This window comes from Sphingobium sp. TomTYG46 (assembly GCF_055396345.1).
In genome coordinates, this window is sequence record NZ_AP027324.1 from 664,914 (window position 1) to 681,361 (window position 16,448).

Annotated in this window: 16 protein-coding genes and 1 tRNA gene; 10 read left to right on the top strand and 7 right to left on the bottom strand. The window is 63.5% G+C overall.

The genetic code is table 11. From position 1 onward, the window contains the following. Nucleotides 1-14 precede the first annotated feature (14 nt). Entirely contained in the window at nt 15-1,223 is a 1,209-nt protein-coding gene (locus tag ACZ5YV_RS03475) for an acetyl-CoA C-acetyltransferase (protein ID WP_464788595.1), read from the bottom strand. A gap of 182 nt (nt 1,224-1,405) precedes the next feature. On the opposite strand from ACZ5YV_RS03475, the gene ACZ5YV_RS03480 reads away from it, so the two are divergent. Then, nucleotides 1,406-3,067: an MFS transporter gene (locus ACZ5YV_RS03480; protein ID WP_464788596.1), complete on the top strand. Its 1,662-nt coding sequence runs from the start codon at nt 1,406-1,408 to the stop codon at nt 3,065-3,067. A 4-nt stretch (nt 3,068-3,071) separates the two neighbouring features. On the opposite strand, the gene ACZ5YV_RS03485 is transcribed toward ACZ5YV_RS03480, so the two are convergent. Then, entirely contained in the window at nt 3,072-3,653 is a 582-nt protein-coding gene (locus ACZ5YV_RS03485) for a nucleotidyltransferase family protein (protein ID WP_464788597.1), read from the bottom strand. Nucleotides 3,654-3,846: 193 nt separating this feature from the next. On the opposite strand from ACZ5YV_RS03485, the gene folE reads away from it, so the two are divergent. From folE to ACZ5YV_RS03505, 4 genes are all read left to right on the top strand, one after another. Then, on the top strand, nt 3,847-4,455 hold the full coding sequence (gene folE / locus ACZ5YV_RS03490; RefSeq protein WP_464788598.1) for a GTP cyclohydrolase I FolE: 609 nt from the start codon (nt 3,847-3,849) through the stop codon (nt 4,453-4,455). After that, on the top strand, nt 4,452-5,288 hold the full coding sequence (locus ACZ5YV_RS03495) for an SDR family oxidoreductase (RefSeq protein WP_464788599.1): 837 nt from the start codon (nt 4,452-4,454) through the stop codon (nt 5,286-5,288). Before folE ends, ACZ5YV_RS03495 begins: the two co-directional genes overlap by 4 nt. 53 nt (nt 5,289-5,341) lie before the next feature. After that, nucleotides 5,342-6,118, top strand: a complete 777-nt coding sequence (locus ACZ5YV_RS03500; RefSeq protein WP_464788600.1) for an enoyl-CoA hydratase-related protein — start codon at nt 5,342-5,344, stop codon at nt 6,116-6,118. Nucleotides 6,119-6,686: 568 nt separating this feature from the next. Beyond that, nucleotides 6,687-6,980, top strand: coding sequence for a hypothetical protein (locus ACZ5YV_RS03505; RefSeq protein ID WP_464788601.1), 294 nt, complete (start codon nt 6,687-6,689; stop codon nt 6,978-6,980). A 20-nt stretch (nt 6,981-7,000) separates the two neighbouring features. Here ACZ5YV_RS03505 and ACZ5YV_RS03510 read toward each other — a convergent pair. The 4 genes from ACZ5YV_RS03510 to ACZ5YV_RS03525 form a co-directional block, all read right to left on the bottom strand. After that, a tRNA-Thr gene (locus ACZ5YV_RS03510) sits at nt 7,001-7,076 on the bottom strand. Between the two features lie 30 nt (nt 7,077-7,106). After that, nucleotides 7,107-7,967, bottom strand: a complete 861-nt coding sequence (locus tag ACZ5YV_RS03515; protein WP_464788602.1) for a hypothetical protein — start codon at nt 7,965-7,967, stop codon at nt 7,107-7,109. Then, a complete protein-coding gene (locus ACZ5YV_RS03520) occupies nt 7,964-9,286 on the bottom strand; it encodes a replication-associated recombination protein A (protein WP_464788603.1) in 1,323 nt (440 codons plus the stop codon). The genes ACZ5YV_RS03515 and ACZ5YV_RS03520 overlap by 4 nt, the downstream gene beginning before the upstream one ends. 27 nt (nt 9,287-9,313) lie before the next feature. Further along, nucleotides 9,314-10,492: a glycosyltransferase family 4 protein gene (locus ACZ5YV_RS03525; RefSeq protein WP_464789137.1), complete on the bottom strand. Its 1,179-nt coding sequence runs from the start codon at nt 10,490-10,492 to the stop codon at nt 9,314-9,316. Between the two features lie 120 nt (nt 10,493-10,612). On the opposite strand from ACZ5YV_RS03525, the gene ACZ5YV_RS03530 reads away from it, so the two are divergent. From ACZ5YV_RS03530 to ACZ5YV_RS03540, 3 genes are all read left to right on the top strand, one after another. Further along, nucleotides 10,613-10,831: a hypervirulence associated TUDOR domain-containing protein gene (locus tag ACZ5YV_RS03530; RefSeq protein WP_196225914.1), complete on the top strand. Its 219-nt coding sequence runs from the start codon at nt 10,613-10,615 to the stop codon at nt 10,829-10,831. A 40-nt stretch (nt 10,832-10,871) separates the two neighbouring features. After that, entirely contained in the window at nt 10,872-11,522 is a 651-nt protein-coding gene (locus ACZ5YV_RS03535; protein ID WP_464788604.1) for an MOSC domain-containing protein, read from the top strand. Nucleotides 11,523-11,589: 67 nt separating this feature from the next. Further along, nucleotides 11,590-13,983 (top strand): ribonuclease R family protein, encoded by a 2,394-nt coding sequence (locus ACZ5YV_RS03540; protein ID WP_464788605.1) that lies wholly within the window; start codon nt 11,590-11,592, stop codon nt 13,981-13,983. 119 nt (nt 13,984-14,102) lie between these two features. On the opposite strand, the gene ACZ5YV_RS03545 is transcribed toward ACZ5YV_RS03540, so the two are convergent. Then, entirely contained in the window at nt 14,103-14,558 is a 456-nt protein-coding gene (locus tag ACZ5YV_RS03545) for a universal stress protein (RefSeq protein WP_460985984.1), read from the bottom strand. Between the two features lie 208 nt (nt 14,559-14,766). Between ACZ5YV_RS03545 and ACZ5YV_RS03550 the strand changes: the two genes are divergently transcribed. Together ACZ5YV_RS03550 and ACZ5YV_RS03555 are read left to right on the top strand one after the other, a co-directional pair. Beyond that, on the top strand, nt 14,767-16,044 hold the full coding sequence (locus ACZ5YV_RS03550) for a pyruvate dehydrogenase complex dihydrolipoamide acetyltransferase (protein WP_464788606.1): 1,278 nt from the start codon (nt 14,767-14,769) through the stop codon (nt 16,042-16,044). Further along, nucleotides 16,044-16,445, top strand: coding sequence for an acyl-CoA thioesterase (locus tag ACZ5YV_RS03555; RefSeq protein ID WP_464788607.1), 402 nt, complete (start codon nt 16,044-16,046; stop codon nt 16,443-16,445). Before ACZ5YV_RS03550 ends, ACZ5YV_RS03555 begins: the two co-directional genes overlap by 1 nt. The last annotated feature ends 3 nt before the right edge of the window (nt 16,446-16,448 follow it).

The following is a 16,448-nucleotide window of genomic DNA, read 5'->3' on the forward strand; positions in this document are numbered from 1 at the left end:
CTACCAACCCGTCCTCAAACCCGCTCGATAATGATCCCGGTCCCCATGCCCGCACCTACGCACAGGTTCACCAGCGCCGTGCCCTTGCCCGACCGCTCCAGCTCATCCAGCGCCGTCCCCAGCACCATCGCGCCCGTCGCGCCCAGCGGATGGCCCATGGCTATCGCGCCGCCATTCACGTTGATCCGGTCATGGTCCAAATCCATCGCCTGCATGTAGCGCAGCACCACGCTCGCAAAGGCTTCGTTCAGTTCCCAAAGGTCGATGTCATGGCTGCTCATCCCCGCCCGGTTGAGCAGCTTGCCCGCAACAAACTCCGGCCCGGTCAGCATGATCAGCGGCTCGGACCCGATCGACGCCATCGCCTTGATCCGGGCGCGGGCTTTCAGCCCATATTTCTCGCCCATTTCCTTGTTGCCGACCAGCACCGCGGCCGCGCCATCGACGATGCCGCTGCTGTTGCCCGCATGATGGACATGGTTCACCCGTTCCAGCTCTGGATATTTCAGCAGCGCAATAGCGTCGAAGCCCGGCATTTCCTCGCCCAGCGCGGCAAAGCTCGGCTTCAGGCTGCCAAGCGACTGCATCGTCGCGTCGGGGCGCATATGCTCGTCATGGTCCAGAACCACTTCGCCGATCACGTCGCGCACCGGAATGATCGACTTGGCAAAGCGTCCTTGGTCCCAGGCCAACTTGGCCCGCCGCTGGCTCTCCACCGCATAGGCATCCGCATCATCGCGGCTGATGCCGAATTTGGTCGCGATCACATCGGCGCCGATCCCCTGCGGCGCGAAATAGGTCTTGTAGGCGACCGCCGGGTCCATGGCGATCGCGCCGCCGTCCGAAGACATCGGCACCCGGCTCATGGATTCCACGCCGCCGCCGATCGCCAGTCCCGCTTCGCCCGAATAGATTTTCGCGGCGGCCATGTTCACCGCTTCCAGCCCGGAAGCGCAGAAGCGGTTGATCTGCACCCCCGGCACCGTCTGCTCATAATCGGCGTTCAGCACGGCGGCGCGGGCAATATCTCCGCCTTGCTCGCCGATCGGCGTGACGCAGCCAAGCACGACATCGTCCACATCCGCCGTGTCGATCGCGTTGCGATCCCGCACCGCCTCCAGCACCTGCGTCGCCAGCTGGACAGGGGTGATTTCATTCAACGAGCCGTCCGGCTTGCCCCGGCCACGGGGCGTCCTTACGGCATCGTAGATAAAGGCTTCCATCGCTCGGTCATTCCTCTCGGCATTGGCGTCAGGCGCGCCGCAAATGTATTTACGTTTACGTAAAGTGCAAGCGCAAAGGCAATGCGGATCGCGCTTTTCCCGCTATTTCCTTCATTGAATTGAACTCCTTTCCTTCCTTCCGGGTTTGACGCTCCAGTCGATTTCAGGTTCATGCATTTTCCGTGTCAGAGGCAGATTCCCCTCCAGCGCCAACGCCCTTCGCCATCCCCATCTTCCGCGCGATATGGTTCGCCAGCCTCGCGTCGAACTTCGGCGGGTTGATCCAGTCGGTCGGTGCGGCATGGATGATGACGTCGCTGTCTGGCTCTCCCATGCTCGTCGCGCTGGTTCCGGCCTCTACGACCTTGCCGATCATGCTGCTCTCGCTCTGGGCAGGTGCGGTCGCCGACAATCTCGACCGCCGCCTCGTCATGCTCGCCTGCCAATTGTCGATGCTGCTGGTGTCCGCGTCGCTCGCCCTATTCGCGTGGCTCGGGTTGCTCACGCCCTGGTCGCTACTGGCCTTCACCTTCCTCGTCGGCTGCGCCACCGCCATCAACGGCCCGGCGTGGCAAGCATCGGTCGGTGACATGGTCCCGCGATCCCAACTGCCCAGCGCCGTCGCGCTCAACAGCATGGGCTTCAACCTCGCGCGCAGCGTCGGCCCGGCGCTCGGCGGCATCATCGTCGCAGCGGCAGGCGCCGCCGCAGCCTTCCTCACCAATGCGCTCAGCTACATTGCCCTGACCATCGTGCTCCTCCGCTGGCAGCCGGAACGCGGGCCGAAGCTCCTGCCGCGCGAACGCCTCGGCCTCGCGATGAGGGCAGGCGCGCGATATGTCGCCATGTCGCCCAAGATCCAGCTGGTCCTGATGCGCGCAGGAGCTTTCGGCATTGGAGCGAGCGCAGTGTCCGCCCTCATGCCTCTAGTGGCGCGCGACCTGTTGAAGGGCGACGCCCTTACCTTCGGCATCTTGAGCGGGGCGTTCGGCATAGGCGCAGTCCTCGGCGCGCTCTCGTCAGGCAGGCTCCGCCGCCGCTTCGCCATTGAAACTATCGTGCGCTCCTCCGCCCTTGCGCTGGCAATCGGCACCGCGATCACGGCTTCCACCGGCTGGCTGCTCGTGACCATTGCAGGTCTCCTGCTTTGCGGCGCGGGGTGGGTGATCGCGCTGTCTACCTTCAACGTCTCGGTCCAGATGTCGGCCCCCCGTTGGGTGCTGGCGCGGGCCGTTGCCCTTTACCAGATGACGGCGTTTGGCGGTATGGCCCTGGGCGCTTGGCTTTTCGGCTGGCTGGCGGAACATATGGGCGTGGTGACGTCGCTCCACGTCGCCGCCGGGGTGCAGTTCGTGGCGGCGATGGTCGGCCTTTTCCTGCCGCTATCCCAGACCGGCGACGAAAATCTCGACCTTCTGAACCGCTGGCAGGAACCGCAAACCTCGGTGCCCATAGAGCCACGCAGCGGGCCAGTCGTCATCACCATCGAATATCGTATCCCGGCGGGGTCCGTAGTGCCTTTCCTTACCGCGATGAGCGAGCGCCGCCGCATCCGCCGCCGCGACGGCGCGCATGGCTGGTCGCTGCTCAGGGACCTTGCCGACCCCGAATTGTGGGTCGAGCGTTATCACGTCTCCACCTGGCTGGACTATGTCCGCCACAATAGCCGCCGAACCATGGCGGATACCGCCAATTCCGACGCTCTTGCGTTGCTGCACAGCGGACCTCATCCACCAGTCGTTCATCGCATGCTGGAACGGCAGACCGGTTCGCTGCCGATCGGCCGGATGCCCGACGTGCGGGAAATGGACGACCCGATGACCGATCCCACCCGGTCGAGCTGAACAGCTATCCCTGCGGCAGGTCGTCCGGCGTGTCGATATCGACCAGCGAACTGCTCATCGCTTCGATCTGAAGCCCTCGACTCAACAGCGCTCTCGCACCCTGATCACCGCGCAAGGTCAGCAGCTCGGGAAAATGCTTTCGTCCGATGAAGGCGGGCGGTGAGGAAGAAAAGCCGTCCGTGCTCGCCACCACCGACCGCACATCCTCCGCCGCCAGGCATATCCGGTTATAATGCGACTGCGGCACATAAGGCATGTCGGCCAGGCAGATGAGAATGCCCCGGCAGCGCCTGATCGGTATGACATGGTTCACGGCCAGCACTATACTGCTCGCCAGCCCCTCCTCAGGCTTGTCATTGACCAGAACGCTGTAACCACGCCTTTCAAGTTTCCGATGAATGGCGGGAGCATCGGCGATGGGACGCGTCACCGCCACCAGTTCGGCGAAGGCGAGGGAGGCGACAGCTTCCAGCGTATGGGCAACGACCGGCTTGCCATTGAGGTCGGCCATCAGCTTGTCCGCCTCGCCAAAGCGCGACGACGTCCCGGCGGCCAGCAACACGGCTGCGATCCGTTCAGTTCGCACGCTTCAGCCTTGATGCCGTGGATGGGAGACGGGCGACGGGACGGCCATGCTTATCGGATCGGCTTCTTGTGATGCGCCTTGATGTGCCACCCGACATGACCCCTGTCCATAGCATAGGTAAAGGGGGCTGGCGTTCCGCAAACATAGCCGCCATATGCGCCCTGAACAAAGATAATGAGGAGTAGTGTCGGCCATGGACTATGATCCCGATGCCGAGGCTGTAGGCGAAGCGACAAAGGAAGCGGTGCCCGTCGATGTGGCAGATGCTATCCGTACGTTGATCCGCTGGTCGGGCGACAATCCGACGCGAGAAGGCCTGCTCGAAACGCCAGAACGCGTCGCGCGTGCGTGGCGCGAATATTGCCGTGGCTATGCCGATGATCCGGCCTATCATCTGTCGCGCATCTTCCACGAAGTGGGCGGCTACGACGACATCGTGCTGCTGAAGGACATTCCGTTCCAGTCGCATTGCGAACATCATATGGCGCCGATCATCGGCCGCGCCCACATTGCTTATCTGCCCGGCAAATATGTGGTCGGCATTTCAAAGCTGGCGCGCGTTCTGCACGCCTTCGCCAACCGGCTTCAGGTTCAGGAACGCCTGACCGCCGAGGTCGCCAACTGCATCTGGGAACATCTGAAGCCCCAGGGCGTGGCCGTGGTGATCGAGGCCACGCATGGCTGCATGACCGGCCGAGGCGTTCGCACACCCAATGTTCTGATGAAGACCAGTCGCATGCTCGGCGTGTTCCGCGAGGACGAAAAAAGTCGCGAGGAAGTGCTGAAGCTCATCGAATCGTGAGCGACGAGGAAGCACCCGCTTACCGGCCCCTCGGCGGCGCGCGCGGGCAGACCGAAGGGCCATTGCCGCTGGCAAACAAGCGGTTGGCGCTGATCACCGGCGGCCACAGACGGCTGGGCGGCGTCATTGCCGCCGAGTTTGCGCGCGCCGGTTATTCGCTCGCCATTCACGGCAGCCATGACACGCGGCTGGACTCGGCGCTTGCCCTGACCCTCGATGAAAATGGCACGGAATGGGACGGCTTCACCGCCGACTTCTCTGATCCTGAAAGCGCCGAGGAATTGGTCGCCAAGGTCGCGGAACGCTTCGGCCGCCCGCCCGACATATTGGTGAACAGCGCCGCGATCTTCGGCCAAGACCGGCTGGATAATGTCTCCGCCGACGATCTGATGCGGCATTATGCCGTCAACTGCGCCGCGCCCGCGTTGCTTACAAAATCGTTCGCAACCATCCCGGCCGGGGTCGCGGATCGGTGCATCATCAATATCCTAGATCAGCGGATCGATCATCCGCACGCCGATCAGCTGGCCTATACCTTGTCGAAGTCGGCGCTGGCGGGGCTGACCCGCCTTTCCGCCGCCAGCCTCGCTCCGCATATCCGGGTCAACGCGGTCGCGCCCGGCCTCACCATCGCAACGCCCGATTATGATGAGGCACAGATGGAACGGCTGCAATCGGCCATGCCGCTCGGCCGCCTGCCGCTAGCCGAACAGATTGCGGAGGCGGTCCTCTATCTGGCGCAGGCGAGCGCCGTCACCGGGCAGACGCTTTATGTCGACGGTGGCGCACATATGCGCAGCTACGACCGCGACTTCATGCATATGGGACGGTGATCGGCGGCGGCTGTTGCTGCCCCGCTGCAATGCAGATTTGAAGGAATATGACGATGAGCTTCGAAACGATTTTGGTCGAACAGCGCGAAGCGGTGACGCTGGTCACGCTGAACCGTCCGCAGGCGCTGAACGCACTCAACACGCAAGTTCTGGCGGACCTCAGCGCCGCTTTCGCGGCCTATGACGCTGACCCCTCGCAACTGTGCCTGGTTCTGACCGGCAGCGAAAAGGCCTTCGCCGCAGGTGCGGACATCAAGGAAATGGTCAGCAAGGAAGCCGCCGACTTCTTCCTGGAGGACTTTTTTTCGGGCTGGCAAAAACATGTGGTGGCAACGCGAAAGCCGTGGATCGCCGCTGTCGCGGGCTTCGCGCTGGGCGGCGGGTGCGAACTGGCCATGATGGCCGACTTCATCATCGCGGCGGACACGGCCAAATTCGGTCAGCCGGAAATCAAGCTGGGCGTCGCGCCGGGCATGGGCGGTTCGCAGCGCCTGACCAAGGCGGTCGGCAAGGCAAAGGCGATGGAAATGTGCCTCACCGGCCGGATGATGGGCGCGGAGGAAGCCGAGCGTTCGGGCCTCGTCTCGCGCATCGTACCGGCGGCGGAGCTGGTGGATGACGCGCTCAAGACTGCTGCGGCCATTGCTTCCATGCCGCCCATGGCGACCATGGTGAACAAGGAGATGGTGAACCTCGCCTTCGAAACCATGCTGGAGCAGGGGCTACTGACCGAAAGGCGTCTGTTCCAGCTGCTTACTGCCACGGAAGATCGGGTAGAGGGCATGACCGCCTTCGTCGAGAAGCGTCCGGGTGTTTGGAAGGGCCGCTGACCGGCGCGAAAAAATATCCACACTTATCCACAGCTTTAGACAGGGGCTGTCGCTGAACCGTCAGATTCCGCTTTGAACGACTCACATTTGGTGAGACCTTCGGGTTATCGAAACGAAAGAAGAAACGGAGAAATCCGGATCATCAAATCGGCGATCATATCGAAGATTTGACTGACGTTTCGGTCATCAGGCTGAAATTGGAACTGCAAGGTTCGAATGGAAACTGATGGTCTTCTAAGAGCCAAGTCATGCACGCGCGAAAGCGAACGTCTGACATGGAATTTTGAAGACAGCTGCGGAATATGGCGAATAGCCGGACGGCCGGAGCAAACACGATGCCAAACCTTCTCGGTAGAAGCATCGCGCGCCGAGTCCGATGATCGCATCCTGAAAGGGAAGCGGATCCGGGACACGACGGAAGTGGGGACCGACAGCAATGTCGGCCCCCATTTTGCTATTGGGCTGCCCTGCACAGCTCCACATTATCCTAAAGTCTATGTCTCTTTATTGCCAATCCATCGGCGCGGCTCTTCTGTACTCTATGATGAGGATAGAGAAGGATCGCATCATGGATGACCAGCTGAATTCGTCGGTAACGGAGGACAGACGCAACTTCCTGAAGACCTGCGGCCGGTTCGCTGCAACGGTCCCGCCCGCCATGACCATCCTCTTGTCCACCTCGTTAAGCTCTGAAGCGATCGCCGCATCCAGTGGCGGTGGGGGCGGAGGCGACCGAGGCCCCAGGGACAGCGGCCCCAAGCCCGGCCCCGATTCCACGCCGAAATATGGCTCCCTGGACACTGGGATAAAGACAGTGGAAGTGCGGCGGGATAAACCAGAAAATAAAAAGGCTGGATTCTAAATCGCTGCCTGCAAGAGCGATGGTGCCGGCTAGAGGGTTCGAACCCCTGACCCCCTGATTACAAATCAGGTGCTCTACCAACTGAGCTAAGCCGGCACGTCGATCGGACGGAAAAGCGCCTTACTATCAGATGACACCGAACGTCCAGCCCTCCGTTGCGGCAATATGCGGATTGAGCGCGGGCGGGGTCCAGATGCTCGGCCTCGGCGCGACGTTGCGCATCCACGCGGCGGTCACGATCGCGTCCGCGCCATGATCATCCGGCGGCAATCCCTCATAGGGCTGGGAGCCGAGCGCGGATAGCGCATCGTCCAAAGCGCCAAGATCACGCATCTTCGTCCGCCCCTTGGGCCGCCCCGCCGCCCGCGCCGCGATGCTTGTATAAATCTCCACCACCAGCGACCCGTCGCGCGGTGCGGAGTCGAATGGCCAGACGGGAACATGATCCCGCACATGATGGAGCAGGCGCATCCCCGCAAAGCTCGCCTTCGCCACCTGAGCCGCGCCGATCGCGTCATAGACGGTGGAGGGCTTGCCCCCACCGCCCGCATTATAATGCGCTTCGCACACCCGGTTGTGCATGAAGTCCGCCTTCACCCCGTCCGCCTTGCCGAAGTAGAAATGGCGGCGGTGCGTGACGTGCAGCAGGCTGCCCGCGCCCAGATCGGGATCATCGCACACGCTATCCACATAAGCCCAGAAGTCAGGCCCCGTCACCGGCACCTCATCACCCGGCAGATACGCTTCCCGCGCCACGAAGGGCGGCGCAAAGCTGAAATCGAACCCAAACAGCGTCGGCGCCTCCGCAGCCGCCGCGATCAGCCATTCCGCCACCACCGCGCGGGACCAGAAACCGCCGTCTTTCGGATGGATAAGCCGGGGAACTGCATCACCACGCTCGCACAGCGCGACCGCTATCCCCTTATGCCGCACGCCCTTCGCGCCGGACCAATCGATCGCGGCATAGCGGGCGAAGCGCGGTGTCATTCGCCTCCGCCGCGCTCGGCCCGCAGCTTGTTCCAATAAGCCATGCGCTCGGCTATGCGCGCCTCGAACCCGCGATCGGTCGGCGCGAAGAAGGTCTGCGGCTCCATCTCCTCGGGCCAATAATTGTCGCCCGAAAAGCCCTCCGCCTGATCATGATCATATTGATAGCCCTTGCCATAGCCGATGGTCTTCATCAGCCGGGTAGGGGCGTTCAGGATATTCTTCGGTGGCATCAGCGACCCTGTATCCCGCGCGGATTTCCACGCCGCCTTCATCGCCGCATAGGCTGCGTTAGACTTGGGAGCCGTCGCGCAATAAAGACAAGCCTGCACGATCGCCAGCTCCCCCTCGGGGCTTCCCAGAAAGTCATAGCTGTCCTTCGCCGCAAGGCACTGCACCAATGCCTGCGGGTCGGCGAGGCCGATATCCTCACTCGCAAAGCGCACCAGCCGCCGCAGCACATAAAGCGGCTGCTCCCCCGCCGTCAGCATCCGCGCCAGATAGTAGAGCGCGGCCTGCGGGTCCGATCCGCGCAGCGCCTTGTGCAGCGCCGAGATCAGGTTGTAATGCCCCTCCCGATCCTTGTCATAAGCCGCCATGCGCCGGTGCAGCAAAGCCGACAGCCCAGCCGGATCGAGCGGCTCGCCAAGATCGATCGAATACAGCGTCTCAACCTGATTAAGCAGGAACCGCCCATCACCATCCGCGCTAGCCAGCAAAGCGTCCCGCGCCGCCGCAGTAAGTGGCAAAGGCCGCTGCGTGATCGCCTCCGCCCGCTCCAGCAACAGCTCCAGCGCGGCGGCATCCAGCCGGTGCAGGATCAGCACCTGCGCCCGTGACATCAACGCCGCGTTCAATTCGAAACTGGGGTTCTCCGTGGTCGCCCCCACCAGCGTCACGGTCCCATCCTCGACAAAGGGCAGGAAACTGTCCTGCTGCGCCCGGTTGAACCTGTGAATCTCGTCCACGAACAACAAAGTCTTGTCCCCGCGCCGGGCATGCTCCTTGGCCGCCGCAAAGACCTTCTTGAGGTCCGCCACGCCCGAAAACACGGCGGAGATCGGCTCGAACCGCATATCCACCGCGTCAGCCAGCAGCCGCGCGATCGTCGTCTTGCCCGTACCCGGCGGCCCCCACAGGATGATGGATGAAAGCCGCCCAGCCGCCACCATCCGCCCGATCGCGCCTTCCGGCCCGGTCAGATGCTCCTGCCCCACCACATCGGCCAAAGTACGCGGCCGCAGGCGGTCGGCCAGCGGCGCATTTTCTCCGGCATCACCCGGCTCGTTCACGGCATCGGAAGCAAAAAGATCGACCATCGCCCCGATATAGGGAAAGTGCGCGGTTTAAGGAACCGGGCTGGAGCGCAACCGCGCGCCCTGCGTCCGCTGGCGGATCACCCGTATATAGGTATCGACAAGCGCCTGGTTCACCTGATCCCACCCATATCGCTCCGCCTCCGCCATCGCGGCAGCTCCGGCATCGGCCCGCGCATCAGGATGTGTGCAATAGCTCGCCAAGGCATCGGCAAAGGCCCCGATCGCCCCCGGACGGATCAGGCGGCCAGTCACGCCCTCGGTAACCAGGCTTTCGCTACCCGTCGCCCGCGCCGCCACCGTGGGCAGGGCGCAAGCCATCGCCTCCAGCGTCACATTGCCGAACGTCTCGGTGATCGAGGGATTGAACAGCATATCCATGCTCGCAACCGCGCGGCCCAGCTCATCACCCTTCTGGAACCCGGTGAAGACAGCGTCGGGCAGCCGGTTCTGAAACCACTCCCGCGCGGGGCCTTCGCCAATGATCAGCACCTTGTGCCGCACATCGCGCATCTTCAGCTGGTCGATCGCATCGGAAAAGACGTCCAGCCCCTTTTCCATCACCAGACGGCCGATGAAGCCGATCACCGGCTCATCATCTTCAATCCCCAGCGACTGCCGCCACGCCATGTCGCGACGTCCCGGATTGAAGATGTCCCGGTCGATCCCCCGCGTCCAGATGCCCACATCATAGCTCATCCGCTGTTCACGCAGCAGCTGCGCCATGGATTCCGAAGGCGCGACGATAGCATCGCAGCGCCGGTAAAATCGCCGCAGCATCGACTCGATCACCGGCTCCAGAAAGGCCAGCCCATAATAGCGCGGATAGGTTTCAAACCGCGTATGGACCGAAGCAACCGCTGGTAGCCCACTGTTCCTCGCCCATGTAACCGCCCGGTGTCCCAGTGGATCGGGGCTCGACACATGGACCAGATTGGGCCGAAACCGCTTCAGGTCGCGCCGGACATGCCCCGACATGCGATAGGGCACGCGATATTCCTTCCGCCCTGGAATCGCCAGGGATGGCGCGCTCACCAGATCGCCGGTCGGCTCGAATGCGGGCGTCGCGACCGTCGGCGAATAAACGCGTACGGCCGCGCCCTGACGCAGCAAATAGCCCACAAAGCGGTTGAGCGCCTGGTTCGCGCCATCGCGCACATAATTGTAATTGCCGCTGAAGAGCGCGACGCGAAGGCCAGTAACGTCCATCTGCCGCGCCTTAACCCAGCCAAACGAAAAACCCAAGGGAACCGCATCCGCAACCGGGATTTTTGTCGTCATGATCGTATCGAAACGCCGCCATGATGTCGCGGCAGGAGAAGGATGAAGATGTCCGAAGCTTTCCGCAGGGGGATGCGCGTCAAGTGGAATTGGGGGCAAGGCGTAGGCCGTGGCCGCGTGGCCGAACGGTTTGACCGCCATGTGGAAAAGACGATCGAGGGCGCGCTGATCCGCCGCAATGGAACGGCAAAGAACCCCGCCTATCTCGTCCAGACCGACAGCGGCAGCGAAGTGTTGAAGCTGGCGTCGGAATTAAGCCGCGCCTGACCCCCTCGCCAACATTCCGCGCCACTGTCATAGGGGCGGAATGGCTGAGCATCTTACCATCGAGGCATTGTTGACCGGCGCGCCCATGCCCTTTCGCGACGGCGATTACAGCGCCATAGCGAAACGGCCTGTGGACGGCGTCGTCCGGATCGGATGGCAGGGATTTGAAGGGGATGCCGTCGCCGACCCCGTTCATCATGGCGGGTGGGACAAGGCGATCCATCTTTACCCCCAGGAACATTACAGCTGGTGGCGCGAACGAAAGCCCGACCATCCATTGCTTCAGGCGCCCGGAGCCTTTGGCGAAAATATAGCCTCCCTTGGCATGACGGAGGAGGAAATCTGCCTCGGCGACCGCTTCTCCCTCGGCAGCGCGCTGGTGGAGGTCAGCCATGGGCGGCAACCCTGCTGGAAGCTCGATCATCGCTTCGGCTCACGCGACATATTGGCCACCATCGTGAAGACCGGCCGCGCAGGCCTCTATTTCCGCGTGCTGCGCGAAGGGGAGGCGGACGCGAAAGGGCGCATGGACCTGCTCGACCGCCCTTTTCCCGAATGGCCCATAGCCCGCGTCTTTCGCCTGCTGATCGGCGGGCGGCACAAGGTCGAACCGGATGCCGTCCGGGCGCTGGCGAGCGTGCCCGTTCTGGCGGAGGTTTGGCGTGACCGCGCCCGTAAGTTGGTGGAATAGCGAGCAGCGCCGCAAATCTCGGCCAAGCCATCTGGTACGCCGCTCGGGCCTTCCCTATAGCTGATCCATGGCATCGACCCAAAAGCAGAAGAAACCCGAAAAAGTCCGGCCCGCCGGCTTCCCCACTCGCGATCAGGTGATGGAATTCGTCACCTCCTCAGATCAGCCCGCAGGCAAGCGGGAAATCGCCAAAGCCTTCGGCCTCAAGGGGCAGGAAAAGATCGCGCTGAAAGCGTTGCTGAAAGACATGGCCGACGAAGGGCTGCTGGACATTGGCCCCGCGCGCGCTTTCCACAAAATGGGCGGCGTGCCCAAGGTCACCGTCCTGCGCATCGTCGATGTCGATGGCACCACCCTCATCGCCACGCCCGAGCGCTGGGAAGCGGAAGGCCAGCCCGCACCCCGCCTGCGCGTAATGGAACGCGGCAAGAGGGGCGCGCTGACCATCGGGGACCGCATCCTCGCCCGTACGGAAGAGGCTGGGCGCGGCTGGGTCGCCCACCCGATGAAGAAGCTCGCCAAGGCAAGCGAGGAACTGCTTGGCGTGGTGGAAGCGGGAGAGGGCGGCAAGCTATGGCTACGCCCCGTAGACAAGCGCATCCGCAAAGATACGCCGATTAGCGACGCGGGCAACGCCAATCCCGGCGATCTCGTTCTGGCCGAACCCGTAGGCCGCCCGCCGCGCATCAGCGCCCGCGTGACTGACATATTGGGCGACCCCTTCGCGCCCCGCAGCTTCAGCCTCATCGCGATCCACAAATATGGCATTCCGCATGTATTCCCCGAACAGGTGGAAGATGAGGCTGTCGTCGCCTCGGACATCACCCTGAATGAGGATAAGCGAGAGGACCTGCGCCACCTGCCCATCGTCGCCATCGACCCGGTCGATGCGCGCGACCATGACGACGCCGTCTGGGCCGCACCCGATGAAGACCCCGCCAACCCCGGCGGCTATCGCGCCATCGTCGCCATCGCCGACGTCAGCTACTATGTCCGCCCCGGCAGCGCCCTCGACAAGGAAGCCCGAAAGCGCGGCAACAGCGTCTATTTCCCCGACCTCGTCGTCCCCATGCTGCCGCACCAGCTGTCATCCGACATGTGCTCGCTCCGCGCCGGACAAGATCGCGCAGCCATGGCCTGCCACCTCACCATCGACGCATCCGGCAAAGTTACCGCCTGGCACTTCACCCGCGCCATAATCCGCGTCGCCGCTGTCCTGGCCTATGAAGACGCCCAGGCCGCAATAGACGGCATAAAGCCCCTCCCCTTCAGGGGAGGGGTTGGGGGTGGGGCCGCGCCCCAGTCGTTGAGTCATGAGGATAGCCCCCACCCCAACCCCTCCCCTGAAGGGGAGGGGCTAGATTTGCTCGAATCCGCCCTAAAACCCCTATGGTCCTGCTGGAAACTTCTCCGCAAGGCCCGCGACAAGCGCGACCCTCTAGCCCTCGACCTTCCCGAACGCCGCGTCGTCCTTGACGAGCATGGCAAGATCGTCAGCGTCGCCGTCCGCGAACGCCTCGACGCGCATATGCTTATCGAAGATTATATGATCGCCGCCAACGTCGCTGCCGCCAAGGCGCTCGAAGGCAAGAAGGCGCCCGTCATGTACCGCGTCCATGAACCGCCCAGCCGGGAAAAGCTGGTCGCGCTCAAGGAGTATCTCGCGACCTTCGACATCGACTTCGCGCTGGGGCAGGTCATCAAGCCCTCCACCTTCAATCGCCTGATCGACCGCATCGGCGAGGCGGAGGAAAAGCCGCAGATCATGGAGCAAATCCTGCGCAGCCAGACCCAGGCCTATTACAGCCCCGCGAATATGGGCCATTTCGGCCTGGCGCTCGGTTCCTATGCGCATTTCACCTCGCCCATCCGCCGCTACGCGGACTTACTGGTCCATCGTGCGCTGGTCGGCGGTTACAAGCTCGAACTCCCCGCGCCCAAGGGTGGCGCGCTGCCCGACCGCACGTCGCTCAGCGCCGACGATCATGAAAATATGGGCCGCGTCGGCGAAATGATCAGCCAGCACGAACGCCGCGCGATGGAGGCGGAGCGGGAGACGATCGACCGCTATGTCGCCGCCTATCTCGCCGCTCATGTCGGCGAAATGGTCAACGCGCGCATCACGGGCGTGCAAAATTTCGGCTTCTTCGCGACGGTAGAGGGGCTAGGGGGCGACGGCCTCGTCCCGGTCTCCACCATGGGCGACGAACGCTTCTTCTACGATGAAGCTGGCCGCGCCCTTGAAGGCGTGGAGAGTGGCGACCGCTACACCGTCGGCCAACATCTCCAGCTACGCCTTGCCGAAGCCGACCCGATCAACGGCTCCCTCCGCTTCGAACTGCCCGACGCCCCACCGCAACGGCCGAGCTTCAAGAAGGACAGAACACGACCGGGCGCGAAACGCGGCCGCCCCGCAAACATCCGGCACATGGGCGCAAAGCGAGGACGGCATAAGCGATAAGCTGTCCCCTCCGTCCTCCAACGCGTCATCCTGAACTTGTTTCAGGATCTATCATGCCCCACAGACCAAAGCTCGATCGGCAAAACAGACGGTCCCTTTGGATCAACCACCACCGCCCCTCAACTCAGCCGATCGATCGCCTCCGCACTCAACCCGCCCGGAATGACCATGATAGGGCAGGGCAGCTTGCCCGCGTCCGCCCCCGCAAAGTGCGACACCAGCGCGCCAGGATGGCCGCTCGCCGCCGCCCCCAGCACTAGCGCCGCGACGTCGGGCATCTCGTCCAGCGTCTCGCGCACCAGTGCCACCGCGTCCCCCTGCCGCACAGTGATACTCGGGCGAATGCCGGACTCCTCGGTCAACGTACCCGCCGCGCTGGTGACGAGCGCCTCGGCCCGCTGCCGCGCCTCGTCCTCCATGGTCGCCTGCACGCCGCCCCACTGCACGAACTCGGCGGGCGGCACGAGCGCAAGGATACGGATAGACCCCGCCGTCTTGGCCGCGCGCCGGGCCGCGAAACGCAGCGCGGTTTCGGCCTCCGGCGATTCGTCCACTACAACCAGATAAGTCCGCATAGCTGTTGCATCCCACGCCAAAATGGCGGCTGATGCACTCTGCCGCCCTCATGTCTGAACCCATCTGGTAAATTGTGAACCAGTCTGGTGAAATGTGGCGGATTATAGCCCAAGGCGCAAGCCACGCCCTTGACCCTCCCGCCCAAAGGGTCAAAACGGCTTCCAACGCTTACCCGCCCGCCCGGGAAAAGAAGAGAGGCCTTCACGCATGAGCAAGACAATCCAGATGCCCGCCTTGTCCCCCACGATGGAAGAAGGGACGCTGGCGAAATGGCTGGTGAAGGAAGGCGACACCGTATCCTCGGGAGATCTGCTCGCTGAGATCGAGACGGACAAGGCCACCATGGAATTTGAAGCCGTGGACGAGGGCAAGATCGCCAAGATCCTTGTCTCTGAAGGCTCCGAAGGCGTGAAGGTCGGTACGGTCATCGCCATCATCGCCGAAGAAGGCGAAGACATGGCCGAGGCAGCGCAGGGCAGCTCCGCTCCCGCCCCCAAGGCAGCCGCCGCCGCGCCCAAGGCCGATCCCGTGCCCGCCAAGATAGAAGCTCCCGCACCCAAGTCCGAGACTGCACCCGCCCAATCCGGGAACCGCGTAAAGGCCAGCCCCCTCGCGCGCCGCCTCGCCGAAGCCAAGGGCGTTGACCTCGCCAGCCTGACCGGCTCCGGCCCGAACGGCCGCGTCGTAAAGGCTGACCTGGAAGGTGCCAGCGCCGCCACCCCCACGCCCGCCGCCGCGGCCCCCACCGCAGCCGCCCCGGCCCCAGCCGCACCTGCCGCCGCGCAGGACTTCGGCATCCCGCACGAAGTCATCAAGCTCAGCGGCATGCGCAAGACGATCGCGCGCCGCCTGACCGAGTCCAAGCAGCAGGTCCCCCACATCTATCTCACCGTCGACATTCAGCTCGACAAGCTCCTGAAGCTGCGCACCGAACTCAACGCCGGTCTCGCCAGCCGCAACGTGAAGCTGTCCGTCAACGACCTCCTCATCAAGGCGCTGGGCGTCGCCCTCATCCAGGTGCCCGAATGCAATGTCCAGTTTGCAGGCGACCAGATGCTGCAATTCAGCCGCGCCGACATCAGCGTGGCCGTTTCCATCCCCGGCGGCCTCATCACCCCGATCGTGACCGGCGCGGACAGCAAGGGCGTCGCCGCCATCTCGAACGAGATGAAGGACCTCGCCACCCGCGCAAAGGACGGCAAGCTCAAGCCTGAGGAATATCAGGGCGGCACCGCGTCGCTTTCCAACATGGGCATGTTCGGCATCAAGCAGTTCGAAGCCGTCATTAACCCGCCCCAGGCCATGATCATGGCGATCGGCGCGGGCGAAAAGCGGCCCTTCGTCGTCGATGACTCGCTCCAGATCGCGACTGTTATGTCCGCCACCGGCAGCTTCGACCACCGCGCCATCGATGGCGCCGACGGCGCCCGCCTGATGCAGGTCTTCCGCGAACTGGTGGAAAACCCGATCGGCATGCTCGCCTGATGCGCGCCGCCGACGAACTGCCGCCGGAGGAAAGCCCCGCCGTCCGCGTCATCGCCATGCCCGCCGACACCAATCCTTATGGGGATATTTTCGGCGGCTGGTTGATGAGCCTCATGGACTCGGCGGCGGGTTCCGTCGCCGCGCGCCATAGCAAGGGCCGCGCCGTGACCATCGCCGTCGAAGGCATGAGCTTCCTGCGCCCCGTAGTCGTCGGCGACGAAGTTTCGGTCTTCGCAAAGCTCATCTCGGTCGGCCGCACGTCGATGAAGATCGACGTCGAGGCCTGGCGCCGCACCCGTCATGACGACCGCTCCTACCGCGTGACCAAGGCGACCTTCACCTTCGTGGCGATCGGTGAGGATCGCCAGCCCCGTACCGTTCCGCCCATGATTGCGGCTTAACAA